Source organism: Microbispora oryzae, assembly GCF_017896165.1.
Taxonomy (GTDB): domain Bacteria; phylum Actinomycetota; class Actinomycetes; order Streptosporangiales; family Streptosporangiaceae; genus Microbispora; species Microbispora oryzae.
The window spans coordinates 152,677-165,740 of sequence record NZ_JAFCNB010000004.1 but is presented as its reverse complement, the minus strand read 5'-3'; the positions used below and the strand labels follow the sequence as shown (position 1 = coordinate 165,740).

General features: G+C 74.9%; 12 protein-coding genes. 9 read left to right on the top strand and 3 right to left on the bottom strand.

What is annotated here, in order from left to right; translation table 11 throughout:
- Window positions 1-4 precede the first annotated feature (4 nt).
- Window positions 5-1,378: a GH1 family beta-glucosidase gene (locus tag JOL79_RS09465; protein WP_210155341.1), complete on the bottom strand. Its 1,374-nt coding sequence runs from the start codon at window positions 1,376-1,378 to the stop codon at window positions 5-7.
- Between the two features lie 237 nt (window positions 1,379-1,615).
- Between JOL79_RS09465 and JOL79_RS09460 the strand changes: the two genes are divergently transcribed.
- Window positions 1,616-2,158 (top strand): hypothetical protein, encoded by a 543-nt coding sequence (locus tag JOL79_RS09460; protein ID WP_210155340.1) that lies wholly within the window; start codon window positions 1,616-1,618, stop codon window positions 2,156-2,158.
- Window positions 2,159-2,188: 30 nt separating this feature from the next.
- Here the strand turns inward: JOL79_RS09460 and JOL79_RS09455 are convergent, their stop codons facing one another.
- A complete protein-coding gene (locus JOL79_RS09455) occupies window positions 2,189-2,653 on the bottom strand; it encodes an SPW repeat protein (protein ID WP_210155339.1) in 465 nt (154 codons plus the stop codon).
- Between the two features lie 210 nt (window positions 2,654-2,863).
- Here JOL79_RS09455 and JOL79_RS09450 point away from each other — a divergent pair, with 210 nt between their 5' ends.
- A complete protein-coding gene (locus tag JOL79_RS09450; RefSeq protein WP_210155338.1) occupies window positions 2,864-3,739 on the top strand; it encodes a DMT family transporter in 876 nt (291 codons plus the stop codon).
- Window positions 3,740-3,819: 80 nt separating this feature from the next.
- Here the strand turns inward: JOL79_RS09450 and JOL79_RS09445 are convergent, their stop codons facing one another.
- On the bottom strand, window positions 3,820-5,007 hold the full coding sequence (locus JOL79_RS09445; RefSeq protein ID WP_307848433.1) for an MGDG synthase family glycosyltransferase: 1,188 nt from the start codon (window positions 5,005-5,007) through the stop codon (window positions 3,820-3,822).
- 29 nt (window positions 5,008-5,036) lie between these two features.
- Here JOL79_RS09445 and JOL79_RS09440 point away from each other — a divergent pair, with 29 nt between their 5' ends.
- The 7 genes from JOL79_RS09440 (at window position 5,037) to hpnH (ending at window position 13,043) form a co-directional block, all read left to right on the top strand.
- Window positions 5,037-5,744 carry a polysaccharide deacetylase family protein gene (locus JOL79_RS09440; protein ID WP_210155337.1) on the top strand — a complete coding sequence of 236 codons (708 nt, stop codon included), beginning with the start codon at window positions 5,037-5,039 and terminating at the stop codon, window positions 5,742-5,744.
- Window positions 5,745-6,065: 321 nt separating this feature from the next.
- The gene (hpnC, locus tag JOL79_RS09435) at window positions 6,066-6,923 is read left to right on the top strand and encodes a squalene synthase HpnC (RefSeq protein WP_210155336.1); all 858 of its coding nucleotides are present in this window, start codon (window positions 6,066-6,068) and stop codon (window positions 6,921-6,923) included.
- Between the two features lie 4 nt (window positions 6,924-6,927).
- Entirely contained in the window at window positions 6,928-7,920 is a 993-nt protein-coding gene (locus tag JOL79_RS09430) for a phytoene/squalene synthase family protein (protein WP_210155335.1), read from the top strand.
- Window positions 7,893-9,335 (top strand): hydroxysqualene dehydroxylase HpnE, encoded by a 1,443-nt coding sequence (hpnE, locus tag JOL79_RS09425; RefSeq protein WP_307848432.1) that lies wholly within the window; start codon window positions 7,893-7,895, stop codon window positions 9,333-9,335. The genes JOL79_RS09430 and hpnE overlap by 28 nt, the downstream gene beginning before the upstream one ends.
- Complete coding sequence (gene shc, locus JOL79_RS09420; RefSeq protein ID WP_307848431.1) at window positions 9,332-11,389, top strand: squalene--hopene cyclase; 2,058 nt, start codon at window positions 9,332-9,334, stop codon at window positions 11,387-11,389. Before hpnE ends, shc begins: the two co-directional genes overlap by 4 nt.
- On the top strand, window positions 11,386-12,039 hold the full coding sequence (locus JOL79_RS09415; RefSeq protein ID WP_210155334.1) for a phosphorylase family protein: 654 nt from the start codon (window positions 11,386-11,388) through the stop codon (window positions 12,037-12,039). Before shc ends, JOL79_RS09415 begins: the two co-directional genes overlap by 4 nt.
- Window positions 12,039-13,043, top strand: coding sequence for an adenosyl-hopene transferase HpnH (hpnH, locus tag JOL79_RS09410; protein WP_210155333.1), 1,005 nt, complete (start codon window positions 12,039-12,041; stop codon window positions 13,041-13,043). The genes JOL79_RS09415 and hpnH overlap by 1 nt, the downstream gene beginning before the upstream one ends.
- Window positions 13,044-13,064 lie beyond the last annotated feature (21 nt).

Genomic DNA, 13,064 nt, shown 5'->3' with positions numbered 1-13,064 from the left:
CCGGTCAGGACACCCGCGGGCTCCTGCTCGCCCGGATCAGCTCGGCGTACCGGCGGCCGCTGGCCTTGACGGTCCGCTCCTGCGTCTCGTAGTCGACCCGGACGAGGCCGAACCGCTTGTCGTATCCGTACGCCCACTCGAAGTTGTCCATCAGCGACCAGGCGAAGTATCCGGCCAGGGGGGCGCCGCGGCGGATCGCCCGCGCGCACGCGGCGACGTGGCCCTCCAGGTAGGCCGTGCGCTCGGGGTCGTCCACCGCGCCGTCCGGGCCGGCCGTGTCGGGCCAGGCCGAGCCGTTCTCGGTCACGTAGATCCGCCGGGCCCCGTACTCCGAGGTCAGGCGGAGCAGCAGTTGCTCCAGGCCGGCCGCGTGGACCTCCCAGCCCATCGCGGTGGTGGGCGCGTCCGGCACGGGCACCTGCCGCGCGTACGGCGCCGGGCCGTCCGGGTCGTCGGCCGCGATCTGCCGGAAGTAGTAGTTGAGCCCGAGGTAGTCGAGCGGCTGGGCGATCGTCTCCAGGTCGCCGTCGCGCAGCGGGAGATCGACGCCGTACACGCTCACCATGTCATCGGGGTAGCCGCGGCCGGTCACCGGGTCCATCCACCATCGGTTGACGTGCCCGTCGAGACGGCGGGCGGCCGCCACGTCCTCGTCGCGATCGCCGGCCGGCTCGCACGGGCTGAGGTTGTTGACGATGCCGACCGACGGCGTCAGCCGCGCCGCCGCCCGGATGGCCTGGGTGGCGAGACCGTGGCCCAGGTGCAGGTGGCAGGAGGTGCGCACGGCCGCCTCCAGGTCGCGCAGCCCCGGAGCCATCGTCCCGTCGAGGTGACCGATCCAGGAGGAGCACAGCGGCTCGTTGAGCGTGGTCCAGTCGGTGACGCGGTCGCCCAGCGCCGCGGCCACGGCCTCCGCGTACTCGGCGAACCGGTACGCGGTGTCGCGCTCCGGCCAGCCGCCGCGGTCCTGCAGCGCCTGCGGGAGGTCCCAGTGATAGAGGGTGAGGAACGGGCGGATGCCGGCTTCGAGCAGCCCGTCCACGAGCCGGTCGTAGAAGGCGAGGCCCTTCGGATTGACGGGCCCGGAGCCGGTGGGGATCACCCGCGGCCAGGCGACCGAGAAGCGGTACGCGTCCACGCCGAGGCCGGTCATCAGGTCGACGTCCGCGCGCCAGCGGTGGTAGTGGTCGCAGGCCACGTCGCCGGTGTCGCCGTTGGCGACCGCACCGGGGACCCGGCAGAAGGTGTCCCAGATGGAGGGCAGGCGGCCGTCCTCGTCGGCGGCGCCCTCGATCTGGTAGGCCGCCGTGGCCACACCCCAGACGAACTCATCCCCGAAGGCCGCGAGATCAGGACCGTCGGCGGGCAGCGGCTGCATGTGGCGGTTCTCCTTCTGGTCGTGGCGGCGACCTGGGGCCACCGGGAGCCCGTCGGAGAGCGCTCTCCGCACGGGAGAGCGTGTCGCGGCCGGGCGGTCACTGTCAAGCCACCGATCGCGGGCGGGCGACGCCGGTCCGGCCGGGGGCCGGATATCGGCAGGTCAGCCGGGGCGGGGTGGAAAAGGGCGGCTCCCGATGGGGGTTTTGCCGGAATCGGCCGGGGGCATCGACCGCCTATGGAAACCCAGGACGGCAGGGGCGCCGTGGCTCTGGCCCGCGCCCATGGGCTCTTCAACATCGCCGGTGGGCTGTGGCCGCTGATGCACCGCCCGAGCTTCGAGACGGTCTTCGGCCAGAAGGCCGATCGGTGGCTGGAGCGCACCGTCGCCGGGCTGCTGGTGGGAGTGGGCTGGACCCAGCTCCGGGCGGCCTCCACTCCCGAGGGCGTCCAGCACGCCCGCAGGATCGGCATGGCCACGGCCGCCACGCTGCTGGCCGTCGACCTCACCTACGTGCCCATGGGCCGGATCCGTCCGACGTACCTGCTGGACGCGCTGGCCGAGGCGGCCTGGCTGCGGGCCTGGCGCGGGTCGGCGGTGCGCGCGGGCACCGCCGAGACGGGACGCACCGGTCTGGCCACGGCCGCCGCCCTCGTGACGGGCTGCGTGGCCGGCGCCGTCCTGGCCGCCCGGACGTACAAGGGCCGGCCGGGCCCGGGGTCCGAGCCCGCCGACCTCTCCGCCCGGGCCAGGTACGTGCGGCGCCCCGTGGCCCGCTGACCCGCCACCCGCCCCCTCAGGGGCGTGCTGTTACCAGGTGCCGAGCCGGTGACCGGCCCGCTCTCCGCGCTCGTGCCGGCGGAAGAAGTACGCCGAGGCGAGCGCCCCCGCGCCGAACAGCAGGATCAGGATCCCGGCTCCGACGTTGTTCCAGACCGCGCCCGGGGTGCCCGGCGCTCCGCGGACGACCCAGGGCGAGATGATCGACCAGACACCGAGCAGGGGCAGCACCCAGCTCACGCCGTACGTGCGGCCGAAGGCGGACGCACATCCCAGAGCGAGCGCGGCGACGGCGAGACCGACGATCAGGTTGTTGACGGTGAGGGACGTCGACGGGTGGAACCCGATGACCCACGGCGAGATGGCGAGGTAGAGCCCCGCCAGGAAGGTGAGTCCCTCCATTATCTGCGCGGGCGCGGTCGATCCCGCGCGATCATAGGTCTCCCGCAGTTCTACGACGTCGGGATGGCCAGCCAGGCCGGTCGGTCGCACCATTTCTCGTTCCGCCTTTCGCGATAGTCGAGATGGACAAACCGCCCGTACCCTGAATTGAGATCTTTTTCTGACAAAAAACCAATAAACAGCTATTCGTTTGGTATTAGGACGATAAAGCACTACGCAGCGCGGCCGATCAGACATGGATACGTCATCGCCGGGGACGGTGACGATACCGGAGACAGCCCGGCGCGAAAGTGAGGCCCGACCGTGCTGCTGTTCGAGGTGCCACTCGCGGTGTCCGCCGCCGCCGCCAACGCCGTCGCGTCGGTGCTGCAGCGGCGGGCCGCGCGCACCGCCCCGCCGAGCTACGCCTTCCGGGCGGCCCTCATCTGGGACCTCGCCCGCAACCCGTGGTGGCTCGGCGGCATCGGGGCCCTCATCGCCGGATTCCTGTTCCAGGCGGCCGCGCTGACCCGCGGCGGGCTCGCCCTGGTGCAGCCCCTCCTCGTCGCGGAGCTCCCCATCACGATGCTCCTCGCGGCGCGGATGTTCCGGACGCGGATCGACCTGGTTTCCTGGATCGCCATCGGCATGGTGACCGCCGGCCTCGCCTCCTTCCTCGCGGCGGCGTCCCCCTCTCCGGGCGACCGGATTCCCGGACTGGCCGGATGGCTCGTGTCCGCGGGCGTGACGGGGGCGGTGATCACGTCGCTCGCCGTGGTGGCGGTGGGCATGGGCGGCGCCGCGCGGGCGGTGCTGCTGGGCGTCTGCGCGGGGCTCGCCTTCGCGTACACGGCGGTGCTGATGAAGCGGGCGACGCGGGTGCTGGAGTACAACGACCTGTCCGCGCTCCCGGTCACCTGGTCGGTGTACGGCATGGTGGCGGCAGGCCTGTGCAGCCTGTTCCTGCTCCAGAACGCGCTGCAGAGCGGGCCGCTCGTCGCGGTGCAGCCGGCGCTGACCGTGACCGACCCGGTCGCCAGCACGGCGTACGGCGTCGTCCTGTTCGGCGAGGACATCCGCACCGGGCCGTGGATCCTGCTCGAACTGGCCGGGCTCGGGCTGATCCTCTACGGCAGTGTGCTCCTGTCGCGGTCGGCCCCGTTGCGGCGCGACGTCCCCGTCATGACGGCCGAGGGTTGACGGCCGAGGGTTGACGGCCGAGGGTTGACGGCCGAGGCAGGACGACCCGCCCTTCCGGGGGCGGGACTCATGGGCGGGACTCACGCCGTGCCCGGCCCGAGCGGGAGCAGGTCCTCGGCCTGCGGAGCGAGGAACAGGGCGTCGGCCCGGGCGAGCAGCGCGGCCCTGCCGGTCGCGCCCGGCCCGCCGCGCCACCCGTCAAGCCTGTCAAGCCCGCCCGGCCGGTCGAGCTCGCCGAGCGCGTCAAGCCCGTTCAGCCCGCCCGGCCTGTCGAGTTCGCCGAGTTCGCCGAGTTCGTCGAGGGCCTCGACCAGTTCGGCCGGGCCGCGGGCGTAGCGGCCGAGCCCGGCCCGCGCCATCGCGAGGGCCCCGTCCCTGCCGTGGCCGGGAATGGGCCGGTAGGAGATCACCGGCACCCCGGCCGCGAACGCCTCCTTGCACGTCAGCCCGGCCGCGTTGTCCACCAGGGCGTAGGCGGAGGCGAGCAGGCCTGGCACGTCGTCGCGCCAGCCGAGGGCGAGCCCCGGCCCCACCGCGCTCCGCAACCGGCGGCGGAGCCGTTCGTTGCCGCCGCAGAGCACCACGGGCACATACCGGCCCGTCGCGGCGAGGACCCGGGCCGCCTCCTCCACCCGGCCCACGCCCCACGACCCCGCCGAGATGATCACCCGGCGGCCGTGTTCACGGGACCCGGACGCGGCCCGTCTCGCCGCGGCGAACTCCGGCCGTACGAGCGGGGCGTGCGGGCGGGCCGGACGGCCGGTGGCCTCCGCGACGTACGCGGCGGTCGCCTCGTCGGAGCACAGGTACGCGTCGTTGCCCGGGTGGAGCCACAGCCGGTGGGCCGCGAAGTCGGTGACGACCACGACGCTCGGCGCCCCGAGCCGTCCCTTCGCCCGCAGGTGCCCGGCCGCCTGCGCCGCCACGTGGAAGGTCGAGACGACCGCGGCCGGACGCGCGCGCCGCACCAGCCGTTCCAGCCGGGCGGCCACTACCAGGGTCAGCGGCGAGGCCGGCGGGGGGTGCCGGGAGACGAAGAAGACCCGGTAGACCAACTCGTACAGCCAGGGCGCGTTTCCGACCGCCCAGCGGTAGCCGCGGCGCAGCGCCGCGCCCAGGCGCAGGGGCAGCAGGTCGAGCACGTCGGCCGTGTCCGTCACGACCCCTCGTGCGGCAAGGCGGCGGGCGAGCTCGGCGGCCACGCCGTCGTGCCCGGCTCCCATCCCGGCGCTGAGGATGAGCACCCGCGGGACCCCGGGCGAGGTCACCTCCGGCCCCCTGTCGGACACTGGAGGTCATGACCGGTGTCCTGGCGCCGTTCGCGCTCGCCGCCGCCCTGCTGCACGCGGGGCCGGGAGCCGCGTGGCTGCCCGTCGTGCGCCGGCGCCTGCCCCGCCTGGCCGGGCTGGGCGCGCCGGGCCATGTCGCCCTGACGTTCGACGACGGGCCCGACCCCCGCTCGACCCCGCTGTTCCTCGACGAGCTCGACCGGCTCGGCTGCCGGGCGACGTTCTTCCTGCTGGGCGAGATGCTGGAGCGCCATCCGGAGGTGGGCCGCGACGTGGTGCTCGCGGGCCACGAGGTGGCCGTGCACGGCTGGGGTCACGGCAACGCCCTGCTCGCCCCGCCCGGCCGGGTCACGGCCGAGGTGGGGCGGGCCGCCCGGCTCGTGCGCGCGGTCACCGGGCTCCGTCCCGTCTGGTACCGGCCGCCGTACGGGGTGCTCAGCGCGGAGACGCTGTTCGCGGCCCGGCGGCACGGGCTGCGCCCGGTGCTCTGGACGGCGTGGGGCCGGGACTGGACGGCCCGCGCGACACCGGAGTCCGTCATGGCCACCCTGGCTCCCGGTCTGCGCGGCGGCGCGACGCTGCTGCTGCACGACTGCGATCACACCTCCGCCCCCGGTTCGTGGCGCTCGGCGCTGGGCGCCCTCGCCCCCGTCGTGGACCTCTGCCGGCGCGCGGGCCTGCGGGTCGGGCCGCTGGGCGAGCACGCCGCGCGCTAGGCACTCGCCGGTCCCGCGCCGGCGGCCCCGAGTTCTCTCGCCGCGTCACGCTTCACGGGCGGGAGTTCTACCCGGGTTCTTCCCCGGCCACCGGGACGGACCGGGCAGGGCTTGGCGGCAACCTTTACCCTCCGCCCGGCCCTCGTGGACGGCGCGGAGGTACGGCGAGCGGGCGCGGGCCCCCATCTTCGCCAGACCTTTGCCCCGCCAGCGGGGCCGTTGCCGGGACTGGGCCGCCGCGTTTCCCCGCTCTTTGCCACCCCCCGGCCACCGTCCGTTATGTCACGTTTTGTAGCTACTTGCGAAGGACATTCTCCAGGCATGCTCTCCCGGGGAGGCGCCCTGGCGCACAGTTCGGACGATCTCGGCGCGGCACGGGCTCGCCGGGAGAACTTCCCGGTCGCGTCACGGCTGCTCCCCCGCCCCGTCCGCCGCCACCTCCTCGCCGTGTACGGCTACGCCCGCTACGTCGACGACGTCGGCGACGAGGCGGAGCCCGCGGACCGGCCCGCCCTGCTCGACGCCGTGGACGCCGATCTGGACCGCCTCTACGCGGGCGCCGCCCCGCGCCTGCCCGTCGTCAGGGCGCTCGCCCCCACCGTCGCCGCGTGCTCCATCCCCGCCGAACCGTTCCGCCGCCTGGTGCGGGCCAACCGGCAGGACCAGACGGTCACCCGGTACGAGACGTTCACCGACCTCCTCTCCTACTGCGAGTTGTCCGCCAACCCGGTCGGCCGGATCGTGCTGCACGTCTTCGACGCCGCCACCCCCGCGCGCCAGGAGCTGTCGGACCGGATCTGCTCGGCCCTGCAGGTGATCGAGCACTGCCAGGACGTGGGCGAGGACCACGCGCGCGGGCGGATCTACCTGCCGGGCGCGGACCTGCGCAGGTTCGGCTGCGCGGACGCCGATCTCGCGGGCCCGGCGACCCCGGTCCGGCTGCGCCGGGTGGTGGCCCTCCAGGCCGCCCGCGCCGCACGGCTCCTCGACCAGGGCGCCCCGCTGGTCGGCACGCTGGACGGCTTCGCCCGCACGGCCGTGTCGGGCTATCTGGCCGGCGGCCGGGCGACCATGGCGGCGCTCTCCCGCGGCCGGTACGACGTGTTGCGCCGGCGGCTGCGCCCGCGGCCCGCGCGCCTGCTGGCCGAGTGGGTGCTGATCCTCACGAGAGGGAGGTGAGCGGGTGAACGTGTCGGAGGCATATCGGCACTGCGAGTGGGTCGTCCGCGTCCGGGCGCGGAACTTCGCCTACGGCATCCGGCTGCTGCCGCCGCCCAAGCGGCGGGCGCTCAGCGCCGTCTACGCGTTCGCCAGGCGCATCGACGACATCGGCGACGGCGCCGGTTCGGCCGAGGAGCGGCTGGCGGCCCTCGCGCGCGCCCGGGCGCGGCTGCACGAGACGCCGCCGCGCACCGGCGACCCCGTGCTGGTGGCGCTGCACGACGCCGCGGCCCGCTATCCCATCCCGCTGGCCGCCTTCGACGAGCTCATCGACGGTTGCACCGCGGACGTCGCCGGGGCGACGTACGAATGCTTCGACGACCTGCTGGCGTACTGCAGGAACGTCGCGGGATCGATCGGGCGGCTGTCGCTCGGCGTGTTCGGCTGCGCCGCCTCTCAGGGCGGCCCGCACGGCCCGGGCCGCATGCGCGGCACGCACGGCCTGAACGGCCTGAGCACCATGAACAGGCCCGACGGCCTGAACGGCCTGCACGGTTTGGACGGTCTGAACGGTCTGGACGGCGCCGGTCACGGACGGCCCGATCGGCTGGCCGACTCCCTCGGGGTGGCGCTCCAGCTCACGAACATCCTGCGCGACCTGGTGGAGGACCGCGCCGCCGGGCGGATCTATCTGCCCGCCGAGGACCTGCGGCGCTTCGGCTGCACCCTCGGCCTCGACGCCCGGGGCAGGTTCACCGACCCGCCGGAGCGTCTGACGCGGCTGGTCAGGTTCGAGGCGGGCCGCACGCTCGACTGGTACGCCGAGGGGATGTGCCTGGTGGGCATGCTCGACCGGCGCAGCGCCGCCTGCACCGCCGCGATGGCCGGCATCTACCGCCGGCTGCTCGCGCGGATCGCGGCCGACCCGCTGGGCGCGCTGTCGGGACGCGCCTCGCTTGCCCCCTGGGTGAAGGCGGTGGCGGCGGCGTGCGCCGTCGCGGGGGCGGGCCGGTGACGGCCCGCGCGGCGGGCCCCGCCCGGCCGCCCGTCGCCGTGGTGGGCGGCGGGCTCGCCGGGATCGCCGCCGCGCTCGCCCTGGGCGAGGCGGGCGTCCCGGTGACGCTGTACGAGGCCCGGCCGCGGCTCGGCGGCGCGACCTGCTCGTTCGACCGCGGCGGCCTGGTCGCCGACAACGGGCAGCACGTGTTCCTGCGCTGCTGCACCGCCTATCTCGGGCTGCTGCGCCGCCTCGGCACGGCGGACCGCGTGCTGCTGCAGGACCGCTTCGACGTGCGGGTGCTGACCCCGGAGGGCAGGCGCGGGCGGCTGCGCCGGGCTCGCCTGCCCGGGCCGCTGCACCTGCTGCCCACGCTCGCGGCCTACTCCCTGATGTCCCCGGCCGACCGTGCGGGCGCCATGTGGGCCGCGCTCGCGATGCGCCGGCTCGACCCGGGCGATCCGGCCCTGGACGGGATCCGCCTGGGCGACTGGCTGGCGGCTCACGGGCAGCGTGCCGCCGCCAGGGACGCCCTGTGGGACCTGTTCGCGGTGGCGGCGCTCAACATCGGCGCCGACGAGGCGTCGCTCGGACCCGCGGCCATGGTCTTCACGACCGCCCTGTTCGGGCGGGCGGACGCGGCCGACATCGGCGTCCCCGCGGCGCCGCTCGGTGAGCTCCACGGCTCGGCGGCGCTCGCCGCGATCGAGAAGGCCGGCGGCCGGGTCGCGCTGTCGGCCAAGGTCCAGGCGGTCGGCCCCGGTCCATCCGTCATCGTGGACGGCACCCGGGTCGCCGCGTCGGCCGTCGTCGTCGCCACCCCGCACCAGCAGGCGGCCAGGCTCGTCCCCGTGGAGGCCGCGCCCGACCGGGACCGGTGGCGGGGTCTCGGCGCCAGCCCGATCGTCAACGTGCACGTCGTCTTCGACCGGCCCGTCATGTGCTCGCCGTTCGCGGCGGTGGCCGGCTCACCCGTTCAGTGGATCTTCGACAGGAGCGCGCCGGGAGGGCTGACGCGTGGTCAGTACCTCGCGGTCTCGGTGTCGGCCGCGGGCCGCTGGATCGACGTCCCCACCGCGGAGGTGCGCGACGTCTTCCTGCCCGAGCTGGCCAGGCTCCTGCCCGCCGCGAGAGGAGCGCAGGTGAGGGACTTCTTCGTGACCAGGGAACGTCGGGCGACGTTCCGGCAGGGGCCGGGCAGCGGGGCGCTCCGCCCCGGACCGGCCACCCGGTGGCCCTGGCTCCACCTCGCCGGCGCGTGGACCGACACGGGATGGCCCGACACGATGGAGGGGGCGGTGCGCAGCGGGCTGGAGGCAGCCCGTCTGACCCGCCGCCACCTCGACACCCTCCCCCACGCCCTCTCCGGCTCTTTCACCGCCGGCGACGCGCGGGGCGCTGAGGGCGCTGAGGGCACGGAGGTGGCGTCGTGACGCCCCGCACCTCGGGCACGGCGGCCCGGGCGGTCAGCGGCACGGTCGCGAAGACCGTGGCGGGCACGAGCACGGGCACGAGCACGGGCACGGGTTCGGCCGCGGGAACAGCCGCGCACCCCCGATCCGCCCGATCCGGCGGCGCCCCGGCTCGCGAGGACGTGGCGGCCGCGCTGACCGCCGCCCGCGACCACCTGCTGGGGCTGCGGTCGCCCGAGGGGTGGTGGAAGGGCGAGCTGCAGACCAACGTCACCATGGACGCGGAAGACCTCCTCCTGCGCGAGTTCCTGGGCGTCCGGACGGCCGCCGACACCGCGGGGGCCGCGCGGTGGATCCGTTCCCAGCAGCGTGACGACGGCACCTGGGCGAACTTCCACGACGGGCCGCCCGACCTGTCCACCACCGTGGAGGCGTACACGGCGCTGCGGCTCGCCGGCGATCCGCCGGACGCCCCGCACATGCGGGCCGCGGCCGCCTACGCGCGTGAAGCCGGGGGCGTCGAGGCAACCCGGGTCTTCACCCGCGTGTGGCTGGCCCTGTTCGGGCAGTGGCCCTGGGACGACCTCCCGGTCATGCCGCCGGAGCTGGTCCTCCTGCCGTCGTGGTTCCCGTTGAACGTGTACGACTGGGCCTGCTGGGCCCGGCAGACGATCGTGCCGCTCACGATCGTGAGCGCGTACCGGCCGGTCCGGCCGCTCCCGTTCGACCTGGCCGAGCTCCGGACCGGGCGCCCGCCCCTGGCCCGGACGAGGGACGGATGGGATGTGGCCTTCGGTCTGCTCGACCGGGCGCTGCACCGGTATGCGCGGCGGCCGGTCCGCGGCCTGCGGGAGGCCGCGCTGCGCCGGGCCGCCGACTGGGTCGTGGCCCGCCAGGAGGCCGACGGCTCGTGGGGCGGCATCCAGCCGCCGTGGGTCTACTCGCTGATCGCCCTTCATCTGCGCGGATACGGTCTCGACCACCCGGTCATTCGCCGCGGGCTCGACGGGCTCGAGCGGTTCACCGTCCGGGAGGGCGGCGTCCGCCGGCTGGAGGCGTGCCAGTCGCCCGTGTGGGACACCGCGCTCGCCGTCACGGCCCTGCTCGACGCCGGCCTGCCGGCCGGCCATCCCGCCGTCGCGGGCGCGGCCGGGTGGCTGCTTGACGAGGAGATCCGGGGGCCGGGCGACTGGGCGGTCCGGCGGCCGGGGCTGCCTGCGGGCGGGTGGGCCTTCGAGTTCGACAACGACGATTATCCCGACACCGACGACACCGCGGAGGTGCTGCTCGCCCTGCTCCGCGCCGGCCTGCCGGAGGCGGCGCCCGCGATCGAGCGGGGGCTGCGCTGGATGGCGGGCATGGCGTGCCGGGACGGCGGCTTCGCCGCGTTCGACGCCGACAACACGCGGACGCTGTGCGCAAAGCTGCCGTTCTGCGACTTCGGCGCCGTCATCGACCCGCCGACCGCCGACGTCACCGCGCACGTCGTCGAGGCGCTCGCCGCGGCGGGCCAGGCGCGTTCGCGGGTCGCACGGCGGGCCGTCCTGTGGCTGCTGCGGGCCCAGGAGGCGGACGGCTCGTGGTTCGGCCGGTGGGGCGCCAACCACGTGTACGGCACCGGCGCGGTGCTGCCCGCTCTCGTCGCCGCCGGGGTGCGCCGCGACGCCGCCTGCGTACGGCGCGCGGTGGCGTGGCTGGACGCGCACCAGAACGACGACGGCGGCTGGGGCGAGGACATGCGCTCCTACCGCGACCCCGCCTGGATCGGACGGGGCGCGTCGACCGCCTCCCAGACGGCCTGGGCCGTCATCGGGCTGCTGGCGGCGGACGGCCACACCCCCGCCGTCGAACGCGGCGTGCAGTGGCTGGTGGAGCGTCAGCGCCCCGACGGCACCTGGGACGAGCCTCACTACACCGGCACGGGGTTCCCCGGCGACTTCTACATCAACTATCACCTGTACCGGCTGGTCTTCCCGGTCAGCGCCCTCGGCCGCTATCTGAGCCCACCCGTGTCACCACTCGCGTCGCCGCTTGTGTCACCGCCTGTGTCACCGCCTGGGGAGGCGGGGCCGTGACCGCGCTGGTCATCTGCACCGCGCTCGGGGTCGAGGCGCGTGCCGTGCGCAGGGGCCTGCGCGGGCTCACCGGGCTCGCCGGGGTCGCCGGGGTCAACGGGCTCGCCGGGCTCACGGAGCCGCCGGTCGTGTTCCGCACCGGCATGGGACCGGAGCGGGCCGCCCGCGCCGCCGCACGCCTGCCGCCCTGGACGGCCCTCGCCGTCACCGGCTTCGGGGGCGCGGTCGACGCGACGCTGCGGCCGGGCGACGTGTTGGTGGCGACCGAGGTCCGGTGCGGGAACCGCAGCTGGCCCTGTCCCTCCGCGGCGTTCCTCGAAAGCGAGCTGGCCCGCGCCGGGCTGCCCGCGGGCACCGGCCCGCTGGTGACCAGCGCCAGGATCGTCGGCGGCGTCACCCGGGGGCGGCTGGCCCGCCAGGGGGCCAGGGCCGTCGACATGGAGAGCGCCCCGCTGGCCGAGGCGGCCGGTCCGCGCCCGTTCGCCGCCCTGCGGGTCATCGTGGACGCCCCCGGGGCGCCGCTGCCGAGTCTCGCGGCGCTGCGCGGCGCGCTGTCGGCGCGGATCACGCTCGGCCGGATCGGTCCCGTCCTCGTCCGGTGGGCCGCCCGGGAGACCTGTCCGCAGAACCGGAAGGAGGCCGGTCCCTGATGCCCATGCCCATACGCCAGAGCCTGCGGGTGAGCGGCTACATCCTCCGCCAGAGGCTGCGCCGGCGGGCGCGGTTCCCGCTGCTGCTCGAACTGGAGCCGCTGTTCGCCTGCAACCTGAAGTGCGCCGGTTGCGGCAAGATCCAGCACCCCGCCGACGTGCTGAAGCGGCGCATGCCGGTCGAGCAGGCCGTCGCGGCCGTGGAGGAGTGCGGCGCCCCGATGGTGTCCATCGCCGGCGGGGAGCCGCTCATGCACCCGCAGATCGGGGAGATGGTGCGGGCGCTGACGGCCCGGCGCCGGTATGTCTTCCTGTGCACCAACGCGCTGCTCATCCCGCGCAAGATCGACGAGTTCGAGCCGTCGCCGTACTTCGCCTGGACCGTCCACATCGACGGGCTGCGCGAACGGCACGACGAGTCCGTGTGCAAGGAGGGCGTCTTCGACGAGGCGGTCGCCGCGGTGCGCGAGTGCCGCCGGCGCGGGTTCCGCGTCACGACCAACACCACCTTCTTCAACACCGACAGCCCGCGGACGGTCATCGAGGTGCTCGACTACCTCAACGACGACCTCGGCGTCGACCAGATGATGATCTCCCCGGGGTACGCGTACGAGAAGGCGCCCGACCAGGACTGCTTCCTCGGCGTGCGGGAGACGCGGGAGCTGTTCCGCAAGGCCTTCGCCGACGGCAACCGGAAGAGGTGGCGCTTCAACCACTCACCTCTCTTCCTGGACTTCCTGGAGGGGAAGACCGACTTCCCCTGTACGGCCTGGGCCATCCCGTCGTACTCGTTGTTCGGCTGGCAGCGGCCCTGCTATCTCATGTCGGACGGCTACGCGAAGACCTACCGGGAGCTGGTGGAGGAGACGGACTGGGACGCCTACGGGCGCGGACGGGACCCCCGGTGCGCCAACTGCATGGCGCACTGCGGATACGAGCCGACCGCGGTCTTCGCCACGCTCGGCTCGCTGCGCGAGTCCATCCGCGCCCTGCGCGGGGTCTGACCCGTACGTCTGATCTCCGCC